This is a genomic window from Acidovorax sp. SUPP2539, assembly GCF_030158975.1.
Taxonomy (GTDB): Bacteria; Pseudomonadota; Gammaproteobacteria; order Burkholderiales; family Burkholderiaceae_C; genus Paracidovorax.
Map to the genome: position 1 here is coordinate 219,993 of NZ_BQXJ01000004.1, position 14,384 is coordinate 234,376.

The following is a 14,384-nucleotide window of genomic DNA, read 5'->3' on the forward strand; positions in this document are numbered from 1 at the left end:
TCGCCCGCCACCATGTCCCTGCCCGCGTCCCGGTCCAGAACGGTCTTTCGTGCCTGCGTCGTCAACGCGGTGCGGCAGGGCGAGGCGTTGATGGGACGGCTGACCAGCGTGACCCAGGGGGCGCTGGCCAGCGATGAGTCCACCGAGCGCAACATCCAGCAGCGCACGCTGCTGGCCGATGCGCTGCGGCTGATCAAGCAGCACGAGGACGCCCTGGCCAAGGCCTACCCCATGGCCTTGCTGGAGGTGTTCGCCGAAGGCCCCTCCACCGCGCGCGCGCGTCCGGGCGACGAAACGGGCATGGACTTCGGCGAGCTGTCGCTCATGGACGAGTCCGAGGTGCTGGCCCAGGTCGAGCTGTCGCGGGCCCAGCAGATCGCGGTGCACGCCACCGAGGCCACGCTGGCCGAGCTCAACACCCTGGTCAGCTCCGCGCAGGGCCTGCAGCGCGTGCAGCCCGAGCGCAATCCCCTGCGGCCCGAGAACTACATCCGCGCCCTGCAGCAGGTGGTGGGCGACACGGGCGTGTCCGCCGAGGTCCGCCAGGTGTGGATGGCCCACATGCGCAAGGTGCTGGGCGACGAGCTCGTCTCCGTCTACAAAACCGCCGCCCAGAGCCTTCGCGACAACGGCATCACCCCGGTGGGCTACGCGGTGGCGGGGCAGGCCGGCCAGTCAACGGGGCGTGCCACCGGCTACGGCGGCGCCTACCCCAGCAGCCACGGCGGCGGCTACGGCGGCCCGGCGAGCAGCTACGGCGCGCCCCATCCTGGCGCATATCCCAGCCAGTACGGCATGCCCGGCGGCATGGGCGGCGGTGGCGGCCCGGCCTCGCTGGGCATGCCGCTCGCCGCCGAGGCCGAGGAAGCCCTGCTGACCGTGGGCATGCTGCGCCAGATGCTCGCCAGTTCCGGCGATGCCTTTGCCTACGGCATGGCGCCCGTCGCCGCGTTCGGCGGCGTGCCCTCGCAGCCGGCCGCCTGGACCGAGGCCCGCGGCGGCGGCCCGGCCAGCTCGCAGATGGGCGCCGGGGGTTCGGACTACTTCGCGCCCAGCTCCGCGGCGGCCGCCGAGGCGATGGAAGACATCGCCCAGCTGGAGCGCCTCGTCGGCCGGCTGGCCGGCAGCCAGCCCGCGGCGCTGGGGGCCTGGAGCGGCGCTGCGGCCGTCGCGGCCCCGGCGACGGTCGCAGCCCCCGCGCCGCCATCGCCATCGCGCACGGCCACCGAGGTGGTGAGCCGCATGATGGACAACATCGCGCAGGACCAGCGGCTGCCCCCGCCCATCCAGCGGGCCGTGCAGAACCTGCGGCCCGCCATCAAGCAGCTGGTGCGGCACGACCGGCGGTTCTTCACCGACGAAAAGCACCCCGCGCGCCGCCTGCTGGACGAGTTGACGCAGCGCGCGCTGGATTTCGAATCCGATGCCGACCCCCGTTTCGACCGCTTCATGCGGCTCGTGGACGAGGCGGTGAGCCACCTGGCCACCAGCGAAAGCCAGGACGCCGACACCTTCGCCACGGTGCTGACCGCGCTCGAATCGGCCTGGGCATCGCAGGAGCGCCAGTTGCGCGAGGCCCAGGAGGCCGAGCGGCAGGCCGCCCTGCGCGTGCAGCAGCGCGAGGCCCTGTCCAAGCGCATCGCGGCCGACATCCGCGCGCTGGCGGGGGCGGACCAGGTGCCCCGGGACATTCTCGATTTCGCCGCCGGCCCCTGGGCCGACGTGGTGGCGCTCGCGCAGATGGACGACCCCGGCAGTGCCGATGGCGACCCTGGCGGCTACCTCGCCCTGGTGCCCGAGCTGTTCTGGATCGCCCAGCCCGAGGTGGCCGCGGCCGAGCCCGAGCGGCTGGGCGGCACCGTCACGCGCATGCTCGGCACCGTGCGCCAGGGGCTGGACAGCGTGGGCCATGCCGAGGCCATGGCGGGCGCCGTGCTCGAACGCATCGCCGGCCTGCACCAGGCCGCGATGGAGCGCGCCGCCAGCCTGGCCTTGCAGCCGGCCGGTGCGTCCGCCGAAGAGCCGGACGGCATGGAAACGATCGTGCCGCCGGAATCGCTCTACGGCTCGCTGCACGAACCCGGCGTGGCCGACGAGGGGGGCGATGCCGCCGCCAGCGGCGCCGAGGCCACCAACGACTTTCCGCTGGGCAGTTGGGTCGAGCTGATCTCCAACCAGCGCGCCGTGCACACGCAACTGACCTGGTCGAGTCCGCACCACACGCTGTTCCTTTTCACCGCGGCCGACGGCAGCACGCAGTCGATGACGCGCCGCATGCGCGACAAACTGATGGCCGAAGGGGCGTTGCGGGTGCTGCCCGGCCCGCCGCCCGCGGTGGCGGCTGCCCACGGCCGCGCGCAGCGCGGCAAGGGCGCCGGCAAGCCCGTCAGGCCGCGCTAGCCGGCGCGACGCCCGGCGCCGCGCGCAGCTTCTTGCGCACCAGTTGGATGTGGTTGCGCAGCGCGTACAGCTCGTCGGCATACGACAGCGGCACGCTCACCTTTTCCACCTGCGCCTCCAGCCGGTCCAGGGCCTCGTGCAGCGCCTGGGGCGCGGATTGCCCGGCGTCCATTTCGTCCTCGATCTCGCGCAGGCGGCCATACCAGCGGAACACGCGCGAGCGCACGCGGAACTGGTAGAGCGGCGGCACCACGCGCGACAGCGGCAGCATGGCGGCCAGCAGGATGCCCAGCACCAGCCACATGCGCTCGATCAGGTTGGCCATCCAGAAGGGCAGGTAGCGCTGCAGCAGCGGCGCGGGCTCGTTGATGGCGCGCTCGCCCTCGGCGGCGATGGGCAGCTCGCTGTGGCGGGTGCTCGGAAATTCCCGTGCCCGGTTGAACCAGCCGGCACTGCCGTGCAGGGACTGCGCGTTCTGCGCGAACAGCTGCAGCAGCGCCGGGTGCGTGCCCTCGCGCGCCAGCAGCGACGTGGTGGAGGCCACCAGCCGCACATCGGCGGGCGGCACGTTGCCGGCCAGGTCCACCACGCCGCGCGGCAGCGTGACGGGCGTGAGGAACGGAAAGCGCCGCCCGTAGGCCTCGTGCTGCGGAAAGTCCATGAGCCGCACGCCCGGCGTCTGCAGCAGCATCTGCACCATGAGCGACTGCGGCGCCGAGGCGAACACCAGCGCGTCGAGCCGGCCCGCGAGGAACTCCACCGTCGCCGGCGTCTGGCCCAGCTCGGACAGCCGCAGCGCCCGGGGCTCCATGCGGTTGGCCTCCAGCAGCTTTTCCATCAGCGTGGGCACGCCGCTGCCCGCGGTGCCCACGTTCACGCGCAGGCCGCGCAGCTGCGCCAGGCTGTCGAGCCGGCCGCTTTTGACCACGCGGCGCGCGGCCTCGGTGCGGTAGAAGATCCACACCGGTTCCACGAACAGGCTGCCCAGCGATTCCAGGGCGTCGGCGTCTTCCGGCCGCAGTTCGCCGGTGCCGCCCTGCACGAAGGCCAGGTCGGCCTCGCCGCTGCGCAGCAGCTGCAGGTTGGCGGACGAGCCTTCCGTCTCGCGCAGGACGACCTCGATGCCGTCGGCCGCCAGCGCCTTCTGGTAGCGCTGGCCGAAGTCCGCATAGGCGCTCTGCGCGGGCCCGGTGGCCAGGGTGACGCGCTTCGGGGGCGCGGGCTGCAGCCACCAGTAGGCCAGCACCAGCAGCCCCACCGCCAGGAAGACGAGCGGACCGGCCGACAGGATCAGGTCGCGCAGGTTCAGCAGCGCCGTGTGCACCCGTCGCGTGACGGTGCGGGAGCGGGCGGCGAGTGCGTTCATCGGCCGAGGTCCGCCGCGCTCGGCAGGTACAGGCCTTCGTGCGTGGTGAGGGACTGCGCGGCCTGCACGGCGCGCAGCGTGGCGCGGGCCACGGCCTCGGCCGCCATGGTGGCCAGCACCAGCATGCCCGCGTGGCGGCCCGTGGCGCCGGTGGCCAGGGTGAACAGCGTGTCGCCGTCCAGCTGGGTGTGCACGGGGTTGATGCTGCGCGCCAGCCCGTCGTGGCCCGACACCGCCAGGCGATGGGCCTGGGCCTTGGTCAGCACCGCGTCGGTGGCGATCACGCCGATGGTGGTGTTGGTGCCGGGCAGCACGGGCTCGGGCGGCACGCCGCCCAGCAGCGCGCGCCGCGTGTCCATCAGCCGCTGGCCGTCTTCCGAGCGTGCGCCGGCCACGGGCCGGGCGGTGTGCGGGTCGATCACGTCGCCCACGGCGTTGCAGGCGATGAGCGCGCCCACGGTGATGCCGTCCAGCGACACCGATGCCGTGCCGATGCCGCCCTTCATCGCGCGCCCGATGCCGAAGAGCTTGCCCACCGCGGCCCCGGTGCCCGCGCCCACGTTGCCCTCGGCCGGATCGTCGCGCGACGCGGCGGCGCAGGCGGCATAGCCGGCCGCGGCGTCGGGGCGGATGCGCATGTCGCCCACCAGCAGGTCGAACAGCACGGCCGCCGGCACGATGGGCAGGCGGCCCACGGCCACGTCCAGGCCCACGCCGCGCTCCTCCAGCCAGCGCACGGCGCCGGTGGCGGCCTCCAGGCCCCAGGCGCTGCCGCCCGCGAGCACGATGGCATGCACCTTCTCGACCAGGTTGGAGGGCGCGAGCAGGTCGGTCTCGCGCGTGCCCGGCGCGGCGCCGCGCACGTCGACGCCGCCTACGGCGCCCTCGCGCGCGAGGATGGCAGTGCAGCCCGTGGGGCGGCGGGCGTCGGTGTAGTGGCCGACCTCGATGCCCGCCACGCGGGTGATGCTGCCAGCGTCGCTGGCCGAACGGGTTGCTGCGGTCATATGGGCGGCGATTATGGCGCCGCGCCGGCGGCCTTCAGCGGGCCGCCTCGATGCGGGTGATGACGAGCGCTCCGCGCTGGCTCTCGGCATGGAAGCGCACCGGCGTGCCGGGCGCGAGCGGCAGGTCCGGCGCCGGGTCCTGCAGGCGGAACACCATGGTCATGGGCGGCATGGCGAGGTTCTTCAGTTCGCCGTGGCGCAGCGTGAGCCGGGCGGCCGACGGATCCCAGCGCACGACCTCGCCCTGGGACAGTTCGGCGTCCACCGCGGTGGCGGTGTCCGTGGTGGACGCCGCATCGGACGGGGTGGCTGCCTCGGCGGTGTGGCCGGCATGTCCATCGTGCCCGCCGTGCCCGGCCTGGCCGTGCGATGACGCCTGCGCGGGGAGCGTGCCCGCCAGGGCAAAGACGGCGATGGCGGCGATGAAGGCGATGAAAGGGGAAAGGGCGGCCCGGCCCGGGGTGGAGGGGTGGCGGGTCATGCGGGATCCTTGGATGGCGGGTAGTGGCTGAAAACGCGGGTGCTGGCGCCGCCGTGCGCCACCAGCAGCACGTCGTAGGCGTCCTTGCGCCCGCCGTAGATCGCGCCGTCCATTCCCGGCGAGCCCACCGGCATGCCGGGCACGGCCAGGCCCAGGGCCTTGGGCTTTTCGCGCAGCAGGCGCTGCACGTCCGCGGCCGGCACATGGCCCTCGATGAGGTAGCCGCCGACGAGTGCGGTGTGGCACGAGCCCAGCTTTTGCGGCAGGCCCAGGCGGCTGCGCACGGCGGCGTTGCCGGTCTCATGCACCGTGGCGCGAAAGCCGTTGGCCTGCATGTGGTCCACCCAGTCCTGGCAGCAGCCGCAGCTGGGGTCCTTCCAGACCTCGATGGCGGTGGGTTGCGGGCCGGCCGCGAAGGCCGGCCAGGGCAGGGCGGCGGCAGCGCCCCAGGCGGCGATGCCGTGCAGGGCGCGGCGGCGCCCGGCCAGCGGGGTCGGGGTGCCGTCAGCGGCGGGAGGGGGCAGGGGCATGGCAGGGTCCTTTCGGTGGGTGGGGGTGTCCACCCGGGTTTCAAGTAAAAAACGGCTCCAGTGCATATTCTTCTAGGGCGTATTGCTATTAAATTAATAGCAAAAAGAGTGCCTGCATGGCCGGTCAATGGGCGTGGCCGGTGCCGCCTGGGCCCGGTTTGCGCACGGTGGCGGCCCCGGCCTGCGGCGCGGTGGAGGCGGCCGGGGCCGCCGGCGCGGGGGGCAGGTCCGCCGCGGCGCCCTGCCATTCCCAGGCCTGGGTGCCGGGCGGCTGCACGTAGTCGCCCGGGTCGCGCCAGTCGCCGGCGGCCAGGTGCTCGCGCACCTTGAGCACGCTGAACATGCCGCCCATCTCCAGCGGCCCGTAGGGGCCGGTGCCGGTCATCATGGGCAGGGTGTTCTCGGGCAGCGGCATTTCCATGGCGCCCATGTCGGCCATGCCGCGCTCGCCCATCACCATGTAGTCGGGCACGATCTTCTGGATCTTCGCCACCAGCCCCCGGTGGTCCACGCCGATCATGGTGGGCACGTCGTGGCCCATGGCGCCCATGGTGTGGTGGCTCTTGTGGCAGTGCACGGCCCAGTCGCCGGGCTCGTCGGCGACGAACTCGATCTGCCGCATCTGGCCCACGGCGATGTCGGTGGTCACCTCGGGCCAGCGGGCGCCGGTGGGCACTGCGCCGCCGTCGGTGCCGGTCACCTCGAACTCGTGGCCGTGGATGTGGATGGGGTGGTTGGTCATGGTGAGGTTGCCCACGCGCACCCGCACCCGCTCGCCGCGCCGCGCCACCAGCGGGCTGATGCCCGGGAACACGCGGCTGTTCCAGGCCCAGATGTTGAAGTCGGTCATCTCGTTCACGCGCGGCGTGCGCGTGCCTGCCTCCACGGCGAAGGCGTTGAGCAGGAAGGCGTAGTCGCGGTCGGCCGTGGCGATGAGCGGGTGGCGCCCGCGCGCATCCAGCCGCGGGTGGGTGATCCACAGGCCCATCAGGCCCATGGCCATCTGCGTCATTTCGTCGGCATGCGGGTGGTACATGAAGGTGCCCGGGCGCCGCGCGGTGAACTCGTACACGAAGGTCTTGCCCGCGGGAATCGCCGGCTGGTTCAGGCCCGAGACGCCGTCCATCCCGTTGGGCAGGCGCTGGCCGTGCCAGTGCACGCTGGTGTGCTCGGGCAGGCGGTTGGTGACGAAGATGCGCACGCGGTCGCCCTCGACCACCTCGATGGTCGGCCCCGGGCTCTGGCCGTTGTAGCCCCACAGGTGGGCCACGAAGCCGGGTGCGAACTCGCGCACCACGGGCTCGGCGACCAGGTGGAATTCCTTCACGCCGGCGTTCATGCGCCAGGGCAGGCTCCAGCCGTTCAGGGTGACCACGGGGCGGAACGGGCGCCCGGTGGGCGGCGCCGGCGGCACGGCGGTGTCGGCCGATCCGTGCTGGGGGATTTCGGGCAGCGCGGCCAGGGCGGCGCGGCCCACGGAGGCGGCGGCCACGGCAGTGGCGGCGCCGGAGAAGAAGTGGCGGCGTTTCATGTCAGTGGCCTTGGGATTCGGGGTTGGCGGCGCGGCCGGCGGCGGCACCGGGCAGGGCGGCGGATGCGACGGCGCTGGACGCACCGCCCGAGGTGCCGGCCAGGGCCCGTTGCAGGTCGGCCTCGGCGAGCCAGAAGTCGCGCTGCGCCTGCAGCGCATCGGCCACGGCCTGGCTGCTGGCCCGCGCCTCGGCGAGCATCTGCCAGACGCTGGCGAGCATGCCGTTGTAGCGCAGGGTGGTTTCCTCGCTGATGAAGCGGCGCAGCGGCACGACCGCGTCGCGCTGCTGGCGCGCCAGGTCGTAGGCGGTGCGGTAGCCCAGCCAGGCGGTGCGCGCATCGCTGCGGGCGCGCAGGGCCACGTCCTGCAGCTGCGCCGCGCTCTGCAGCGTGCGGCCCCGGGCCTGGGAGCGTGCGGCGCCGCCCCAGTCGAACAGGGGCACGGCCAGTTCCACCTCCCAGCCGCGTTTGACGTCGGCGTGGCCGGTGCCCTGCTCGGTCGTGGTGTTGCGGGTGTAGGCCAGTCCGATCCCACCGGCCCAGGGGGCCACGCCGGCAAAGCCTTCGGTGTCGGCCACGCGGTCCAGCTCCAGCCGCGCGGCGCGCACGTCCAGCCGTTCGCGCAGGGCCCGGGCCTCGATGCCTTCGCTGGCCTCGGGCTGTGCCGGCAGGTCGGGCAGCCGGTCGGGCAGCGTGTAGTGCGCATCCGGTCCCCACAAGCCCATCAGCCGCGACAGCTGCTCGCGCTCGGTGGCGGCGTCCAGCCGCGCGCGGGCCAGCTGGGCGGCGCTGTCGGCCCACAGCGCCTGTTCGCGGGCCTGCTGCAGCCGGCTCCAGTTGCCGACGCGGGCCATGCGGCGCGCCAGTTCGGCACCGGCGTCGGCCGCCTCGTGCATGCGCTCCTGCGTGGCCGCCACCTGCTCGGCCGCCACGGCGCGCAGCCAGGCGCGCCGCGTGTCGAAGGCCAGGCGCACCACATCCTGCGCGGCGTCCAGCGTGGCCTGCTCCATCTGCTGGCCCTGCCAGCGCGTGCGCCAGGGCAGGGTGACGAGATCGATCAGGCCCAGGCCCAGCGTGCGCTCGATCTCGCGCTCGTGCCCGCTGCGAAAGCGCCCCAGCGTGAGCGTGGGGTTGGGCAGGGTCAGGGCCTGCACGCGCTGCGCATCGGCCACGCCCAGGGCTGCCAGCCGCGCCTGCAGGCCCGGGTTGCGCAGCAGGGCGATGCGCACGGCGTCGTCGGCGGCGAGCGGCCCGGCCAGCCACTGCGCGATGGCCGCGTCGGCCTGCGCGCGCGCCGCTGGGTCGGCAGAGGGCAGCGCGGGCGCGGCCACGCCGGCGCTGCGGCCATCGGCCAGCGCCTGCACTTGGCTGCGCAGGCCGTCGGGCGACACGCTGGCGCAGCCGGCCAGCAGCAGGGCGGCCGCCAGCGCGCCCCAGGCGGTGGTGCGGGGCGCGGTCATGGCGTCCCCCGCGCGGGCGTGGGGTCGGACGGCGGGTGGTGGTGCGCACCGTGGCCTGCTGCCGATGCTCCCGAGGGCGCGGCCTGGCGGGCTTCCCACGCCACGATGTCGGCATGGCCGCGCGGCGTGGCCGCCACGGCGGCCTGCGCATCGCGCCAGGCCACCGTGCCGGTTTCGACGGGCGGCGCGGCGTCGGTGAATACGCTGCGGTGGACCAGCGCACCGGCCGGTGCCAGCGGGTCGGCTACCGGCCCGGGGGCCTGGGCCAGGGCCGGCCATGGCGGCAAGAGCGCGGCGGCGGCCAGGGCACCGCGCAGGAGCGAAGAACGAACGGAAAGGGATGAGGGGGCGCGCACGGCGATCTCCTGAGCAAGGGCGAAACCAGCGGCCGCCGATCCGCGCGCCGCCGGTGGCGGGTGCGGATCGCGGACGCACTTCGGGCGTCGGGGCTCAGGAAATGGGTGGCTTGATGGCCTGCGCGGTCAGGGCGCTGGCAAAGCGGCGCTCTGCCAGGGGCAGGGGCGCGCGGGGCAGCGCGGTGCGCGCGGGGTCCGCCAGCGGGGGCGTCAGCATGGCCGAGTGGCAGATGCCGCAGGCCGAGCAACCGCCGTCATGGGCGTGGTGGCTGGTGTGGGGGGACGCATCGCCGGCGCCGCCGTGGGGCGCCTGCGCGGCCTCGGCCGAAGGGGCGGTGGCCTCGCCATGGCAGGGCGCCAGCGCCGCGGCATCGGAGGGTGCCGCGGTGTGGAGGGTGTGCGCCGGGGGCGTGCCGGATCGCGGTTCGGCCGCTGCATGGGCCGCGTGCGCCGCCGTGCCCACCGCCGGCAGCATGCCGGCCGCCATGGCATTGCCCGCCAGGCCCCGAAGGGCCATGAGCACAATGAGAAAGAGGAACATGCCGCGGCGCATAGGCGGGAATGATAGCCCCGCGCTGCGGGAGTTCCGGGCGGAGCCTGCGCCGGCTACATGGCCATGTAGCGGCCCGGGCGGTGGTTCATCGCCACGACCAGGTTGAGCGCCACGGCGCCCGCGATGGACCAGAGCACGCGCATGGGGTCCACCGTGAACAGCGCCAGCAGCACAATGCAGCAGTCCACCGCCATCTGGACCTTGCCCGCGCGCCAGCCGTAGCGGTCCTGCAGGTACAGCGCCAGGATGCCCATGCCGCCCAGGCTGCACCGGTGGCGGAACAGCACGAGAAAGCCTGTGCCCGTGATGAGCCCGCCCGCCACCGCGGCATAGAGCGGCTGCAGCGCGACGAATTCCATCAGACCCGGCTGGGCCTCGGTCAGCGCCGACAGCAGCAAGACGGCCACGAAGGTCTTCAGGGTGAAGCTGCGCCCCATCTTGCGCCAGGCCAGCCAGTAGAACGGCAGGTTGAGCAGGAAGAAGAGCTTGCCGAAGCCCATGTCGGTCGCATAGTGCAACAGAAAGGCCAGCCCCGCCGTGCCGCCCGTGAGCAGGCCGGCGCTGCCGAAAAAGCCCACACCCACCGAAATGAGCAGCACGCCCGTGAACAGGGCGGCGGTGTCTTCGGTGGCGGTGTGGGGAACCATGGTGGGCGGGGATGTCGGGGTGGGCGGGGCGGGGGTGCTCATGCGGGAAGAGGGGCGGCGTGGCCGGGGAACGGGGCCTCTTGAAGGGCTCGCGGTCTGGCGCCGGTGAAGAAGGTGGGCGGATTCTAGGAGGTGTCGAACCCATGATTACCCCACGCTGCGCCTGCGCCCGCACGCGAATGTGCGAAGCGCGACCTTCAAAGAGCGAAATCCGGGCCGGCCGTGCCCCCAGCGCGCCGTCCGCCCGGGAAGGCCGTGGACCGGCCCCTCCCCGGGCCGGCGGGGGGCGCCAAGGAAATCCAGCGAAAACGGGCCTGTGCCGGGGTTTCGATTGTGCCGGATGCTATTGTTTTGATAGCGATTCGCTGCTCAGCATGCGCAGGCCGTTCGCCACCACCAGCAGGCTGGCGCCCATGTCCGCGAACACGGCCATCCACATGGTGGCGTGCCCGGCCAGCGCCAGGCCGAAGAACACCGCCTTGATGCCCAGTGCCAGCACGATGTTCTGCATCAGCACGGCATGCGTGCGGCGCGACAGGCGCACGGTCTCGGCCACGCGGCGCAGGTCGTCGTTCATGATGACCACGTCGGCCGTCTCCATCGCCACGTCGGTGCCGGCGCCGCCCATGGCGAAGCCGATGTCGGCCTTGGCCAGGGCGGGCGCGTCGTTGATGCCGTCGCCCGCCATGGCGGTCATGCCGTGCTTTTGCTGCAGCGCGGCGATGGCCGACAGCTTCTGCTCGGGCAGCAGGCCCGCCTGCACCTCGTCGATGCCGGCTTCGCGCGCGGCCGCCTGGGCCGCTGCGGCGTGGTCGCCGGTGAGCATCACGGGCACGATGCCCAGCGCGCGCAGGTCCGCCACGGCCTGTGCCGACTGCGGGCGCAGCGTGTCGGCCACGGCGAAGAGCGCCCGCACGGCCTGGCCGTCGGCCAGCAGCGTGACGCTGCGCCCCTGGGCCTCGTGCGCGGCGGCGGCGGCCTCCACGGCGTCGGTCCACAGGCCTTTTTCCTGGGCCAGCCGGCGGTTGCCCAGCAGCCAGGTGGCGCCGGCGATGCGCGCCTGCACGCCGCGCCCGGGCAGGGCGGTGAAGTCCTCCACCTCGGGAAGGCCGGCGGGGGTGCCCAGCCCGGCCGCGATGGCCTTCGATACGGGGTGGTCCGAGCGCCCGGCGAGTGCCGCCGCCACATCCTGGGCGCCATCGCTGCCGAAGGACTCGCGGCCCACCAGCACCGGGCGCCCGGCGGTCACGGTGCCGGTCTTGTCGAAGGCCACGGCGCGCACGCCGCGGGCCAGCTCCAGCCAGTTGCCGCCCTTGATGAGAATGCCGCGCCGGGCCCCGGCGGCCAGGCCGCTCACCACGGTGACAGGCGTGGCCAGCACCAGCGCGCAGGGGCAGGCGATCACCAGCAGCACCAGCGCGCGGTAGATCGCATCCAGCCAGGTCCAGCCGAACAGCAGCGGGGCGCCGATGGCCACGGCGACGGCCATGGCGAATACGGCGGGCGTGTACACGGCGGCGAAGCGGTCCACGAAGCGCTGGGTGGGCGCCCGGGCGCTCTGGGCCTGCTCCACGGCGCGGATGATGCGGTCCAGCGTGGTCTGGCCGGCCGCGGCCGTCACGCGGAATTCCAGTTCCGACTGCGCGTTGAGCGTGCCGGCGTACACCGGATCGCCCGGCGCCTTGTCCACGGCCAGGCTCTCGCCCGTCACGCTGGATTCGTCGACCGCGCTGCGGCCGGTGGTGACCACGCCGTCCAGCGGCACGCGGCCCCCGGGGCGGATGCGCACGGTGCTGTCCACGGCCACATCGGCGGCGGGCACCGTGCGCCACTGGCCGTCCGGGCCGCGCACGTCGGCCTGGTCGGGGCTGAGCGCCAGCAGGGCGCCGATGGCGTCCCGCGCACGGCCCACGGCGCGGTCCTCGATGCGCTCGGCCAGGGCGTACAGCGCCATCACCATGGCGGCTTCGGGCCACTGGCCGATCAGGAACGCGCCGGTCACGGCCACCGCCATCAGCGCGCTGATGCCCAACTGGCCCCGCATCAGCGAGCGCAGGCCGCTGCGGTAGATGCCCAGCCCCGCCAGCAGGATGGCCGCCGCGGCGACGCCCATGCCCGCCACGCGCCACGGCGTGGTGTCCGGCCCCAGCAGGTGCAGCAGCTCGGCGCCGGTGGCCGCCACCAGGGCGGCGGCGAGGCGGCCCCAGCCGGGCAGGGCGCCGTGGTCGTGCCCGTCGTGGTCGCCTTCGGAGGCATGGCCGTGGTCGCCGTGCGCTTCGCCCGCCGGGGCGGCTGCCGCCTTCGTGCCGGCCTGGGGCGCGGTGCTAGAGCACCCGCCACCGCAGCAGGACACATCGATGCGGGGTGCGGTGGCCGGTCGGGCGGCGGCGGAGGCCGGGGCCGGGGCCGGCGCGGGGCCGTGGCCCGCGTGGACATGGCCGTCGTGTCCGGCATGGGAAAGGTCGTGGCTGTGTTTTGTCATGGTTTTCCTGGTGTGTCGGGGCGCGCGCGATGCCGCCGTGCCATGATTGAAAACCTTGAAGCCGCTCGAAGGTCAAGCCATGTCTGCCCAAAGCCCCTGCCACCGTATCGGAGATGCCGCCCGCCTGTCGGGCGTGCCGGCCGCCAACATCCGCTATTACGAGAAGGAAGGCCTGCTGCCCCAGCAGGCCCGCGCCGACAACCGCTACCGCCTGTACAGCGCGGACGAGGTGCACCGCCTGCGCTTCATCCGGCTGTGCCGGGCCATGGACATGTCGCTGGACGAAGTGCGCACCCTGCTGGCGCTGGACCACAGCGGCGCAGCGGCCGACCACGCGGCCTGCGACACCCTGGACGAGCACCTGCAGCACGTGCGCACCCGGCTGCAGGAGCTGCGCACGCTGGAGGAAGAGCTGCTGTCGCTGCGCGGCCGCTGCGACGGCACCGATGCCGGCCGCTGCCGCGTGATCGAGGCGCTGCACGCCCGCGCCGATGCCGAAACCGTGCCACCGCCCGCGCCGATGGCCAAGCGGCACGTGTGACGCCAGGCCGCGCCACCCCCGGTCACCAGTCGCATTGCAATGAAATTGATAGCGGAACGCCCTAGTGGAATATGCGCTGGAGGCCAATTTTGTTACGCATCGTCGCCGGCCCGTCCACTATGATGCCCGCATGATCGCCGGCCTGCCATCCCCCTCGCTGATCGACCGCATCTGGCGCGCCGCGCGGGGCTGGGCGGTGGCCTGGTGGCGCATCGTGCACCTCGGGTCGGTGGCGCTGGTGCTCATGCTCTCGCCGTCCAGCTACGGGCGCGCCACGCGCTGGCGGCTCGCGCGGCACATGTACCAGGACACGGCGCCCATCCTGCTGGGGTTCACGGTGCTGGCGGCGCTGGTCAGCCTGGTCATCACCCGCATCGTCGTCGTCACGGCGCTGAGCTACGGCCTGTCGCGTTACGCGCTGGAGATGGTCATCCGCGTGCTGGTGCTGGAGCTGATCCCGCTCACCGCCGCGCTCTTCGTCGCCATGCGCACCACCATCCCCAACGGCACCCAGCTCGCCCTCATGCGCCAGGCCGGCCGCCTGGACAGCCTGCGCCGGCACGGCGCCGACCCAATCCGCGTGGAGCTGCTGCCACGGGTGGTGGCCGGCATCTACGCCAGCATCACGCTCGCGGCGCTGTCGTGCGTGGTCGCGCTCGCCATGGCCTATTTCGGGGTGTATGGGCTCAACACCGCGGGGCTGCCGAGCTACACGCGCATGTTCGGCCAGGTGTTCACGCCGGCTGTCACGCTGGTGTTCGTGCTGAAAACCCTGTTCTTCAGCCTGGCCGTGGCCCTCATTCCCATGGCAGCGGGGCTCTACGAAAACGGCGACAGCCGGGGACGCCACGGCTCCGAACTGGGCGGGCTCGCGCGCATGTTCGCCGTGCTCCTGCTGATCGAAGTCGCGTCCCTGCTGGGCAATTACTACTAACTGGTTCCGTGACCCCTACCACGACCGACACCGGCCAAGGCACGCGCTGCGCGCCGTGGCCTCACCGAGGAAACGCTTTCATGTCCGACCCAGACAC

Annotated in this window: 13 protein-coding genes; 3 read left to right on the forward strand and 10 right to left on the reverse strand. The window is 73.4% G+C overall.

The window, feature by feature from the left end:
• Nucleotides 1-12 precede the first annotated feature (12 nt).
• Entirely contained in the window at nucleotides 13-2,400 is a 2,388-nt protein-coding gene (locus AVTE2539_RS15625; protein WP_284406151.1) for a DUF1631 family protein, read from the forward strand.
• On the opposite strand, the gene AVTE2539_RS15630 is transcribed toward AVTE2539_RS15625, so the two are convergent.
• The 10 genes from AVTE2539_RS15630 to AVTE2539_RS15675 all read right to left on the reverse strand — a co-directional run bounded on the left by AVTE2539_RS15630 (nucleotide 2,387) and on the right by AVTE2539_RS15675 (nucleotide 12,812).
• Nucleotides 2,387-3,766, reverse strand: coding sequence for a TAXI family TRAP transporter solute-binding subunit (locus tag AVTE2539_RS15630; protein WP_284411955.1), 1,380 nt, complete (start codon nucleotides 3,764-3,766; stop codon nucleotides 2,387-2,389). The two genes, AVTE2539_RS15625 and AVTE2539_RS15630, sit on opposite strands and share 14 nt — an antisense overlap.
• Nucleotides 3,763-4,773: a P1 family peptidase gene (locus tag AVTE2539_RS15635; RefSeq protein ID WP_284411958.1), complete on the reverse strand. Its 1,011-nt coding sequence runs from the start codon at nucleotides 4,771-4,773 to the stop codon at nucleotides 3,763-3,765. Before AVTE2539_RS15635 ends, AVTE2539_RS15630 begins: the two co-directional genes overlap by 4 nt.
• A gap of 34 nt (nucleotides 4,774-4,807) precedes the next feature.
• Nucleotides 4,808-5,254, reverse strand: a complete 447-nt coding sequence (locus AVTE2539_RS15640) for a copper-binding protein (RefSeq protein WP_284411960.1) — start codon at nucleotides 5,252-5,254, stop codon at nucleotides 4,808-4,810.
• On the reverse strand, nucleotides 5,251-5,784 hold the full coding sequence (locus tag AVTE2539_RS15645) for a DUF411 domain-containing protein (protein ID WP_284411962.1): 534 nt from the start codon (nucleotides 5,782-5,784) through the stop codon (nucleotides 5,251-5,253). Before AVTE2539_RS15645 ends, AVTE2539_RS15640 begins: the two co-directional genes overlap by 4 nt.
• A 124-nt stretch (nucleotides 5,785-5,908) precedes the next feature.
• A complete protein-coding gene (locus AVTE2539_RS15650; RefSeq protein WP_284411964.1) occupies nucleotides 5,909-7,315 on the reverse strand; it encodes a multicopper oxidase domain-containing protein in 1,407 nt (468 codons plus the stop codon).
• A 1-nt stretch (nucleotide 7,316) separates the two neighbouring features.
• On the reverse strand, nucleotides 7,317-8,774 hold the full coding sequence (locus AVTE2539_RS15655) for a TolC family protein (protein ID WP_284411966.1): 1,458 nt from the start codon (nucleotides 8,772-8,774) through the stop codon (nucleotides 7,317-7,319).
• Nucleotides 8,771-9,130, reverse strand: a complete 360-nt coding sequence (locus AVTE2539_RS15660; protein WP_284411968.1) for a hypothetical protein — start codon at nucleotides 9,128-9,130, stop codon at nucleotides 8,771-8,773. The genes AVTE2539_RS15655 and AVTE2539_RS15660 overlap by 4 nt, the downstream gene beginning before the upstream one ends.
• A 94-nt stretch (nucleotides 9,131-9,224) precedes the next feature.
• The gene (locus AVTE2539_RS15665; RefSeq protein WP_284411970.1) at nucleotides 9,225-9,671 is read right to left on the reverse strand and encodes a hypothetical protein; all 447 of its coding nucleotides are present in this window, start codon (nucleotides 9,669-9,671) and stop codon (nucleotides 9,225-9,227) included.
• 65 nt (nucleotides 9,672-9,736) lie between these two features.
• The gene (locus AVTE2539_RS15670) at nucleotides 9,737-10,372 is read right to left on the reverse strand and encodes a YitT family protein (protein ID WP_284411972.1); all 636 of its coding nucleotides are present in this window, start codon (nucleotides 10,370-10,372) and stop codon (nucleotides 9,737-9,739) included.
• Nucleotides 10,373-10,673: 301 nt separating this feature from the next.
• Nucleotides 10,674-12,812 carry a heavy metal translocating P-type ATPase gene (locus tag AVTE2539_RS15675; protein WP_284411974.1) on the reverse strand — a complete coding sequence of 713 codons (2,139 nt, stop codon included), beginning with the start codon at nucleotides 12,810-12,812 and terminating at the stop codon, nucleotides 10,674-10,676.
• A gap of 79 nt (nucleotides 12,813-12,891) precedes the next feature.
• Between AVTE2539_RS15675 and AVTE2539_RS15680 the strand changes: the two genes are divergently transcribed.
• Entirely contained in the window at nucleotides 12,892-13,353 is a 462-nt protein-coding gene (locus tag AVTE2539_RS15680; RefSeq protein ID WP_272568473.1) for a MerR family transcriptional regulator, read from the forward strand.
• Nucleotides 13,354-13,483: 130 nt separating this feature from the next.
• A complete protein-coding gene (locus AVTE2539_RS15685; RefSeq protein WP_284411976.1) occupies nucleotides 13,484-14,287 on the forward strand; it encodes an MlaE family ABC transporter permease in 804 nt (267 codons plus the stop codon).
• The last annotated feature ends 97 nt before the right edge of the window (nucleotides 14,288-14,384 follow it).

Bases quoted from the DNA above. Each gene is read 5' to 3' on its own strand.
- AVTE2539_RS15625 (WP_284406151.1), top strand. From the start codon at position 13: ATGTCCCTGCCCGCGTCCCGGTCCAGAACGGTCTTTCGTGCCTGCGTC.
- AVTE2539_RS15630 (WP_284411955.1), bottom strand. From the start codon at position 3,766: ATGAACGCACTCGCCGCCCGCTCCCGCACCGTCACGCGACGGGTGCAC.
- AVTE2539_RS15635 (WP_284411958.1), bottom strand. From the start codon at position 4,773: ATGACCGCAGCAACCCGTTCGGCCAGCGACGCTGGCAGCATCACCCGC.
- AVTE2539_RS15640 (WP_284411960.1), bottom strand. From the start codon at position 5,254: ATGACCCGCCACCCCTCCACCCCGGGCCGGGCCGCCCTTTCCCCTTTC.
- AVTE2539_RS15645 (WP_284411962.1), bottom strand. From the start codon at position 5,784: ATGCCCCTGCCCCCTCCCGCCGCTGACGGCACCCCGACCCCGCTGGCC.
- AVTE2539_RS15650 (WP_284411964.1), bottom strand. From the start codon at position 7,315: ATGAAACGCCGCCACTTCTTCTCCGGCGCCGCCACTGCCGTGGCCGCC.
- AVTE2539_RS15655 (WP_284411966.1), bottom strand. From the start codon at position 8,774: ATGACCGCGCCCCGCACCACCGCCTGGGGCGCGCTGGCGGCCGCCCTG.
- AVTE2539_RS15665 (WP_284411970.1), bottom strand. From the start codon at position 9,671: ATGTTCCTCTTTCTCATTGTGCTCATGGCCCTTCGGGGCCTGGCGGGC.
- AVTE2539_RS15670 (WP_284411972.1), bottom strand. From the start codon at position 10,372: ATGAGCACCCCCGCCCCGCCCACCCCGACATCCCCGCCCACCATGGTT.
- AVTE2539_RS15675 (WP_284411974.1), bottom strand. From the start codon at position 12,812: ATGACAAAACACAGCCACGACCTTTCCCATGCCGGACACGACGGCCAT.
- AVTE2539_RS15680 (WP_272568473.1), top strand. From the start codon at position 12,892: ATGTCTGCCCAAAGCCCCTGCCACCGTATCGGAGATGCCGCCCGCCTG.
- AVTE2539_RS15685 (WP_284411976.1), top strand. From the start codon at position 13,484: ATGATCGCCGGCCTGCCATCCCCCTCGCTGATCGACCGCATCTGGCGC.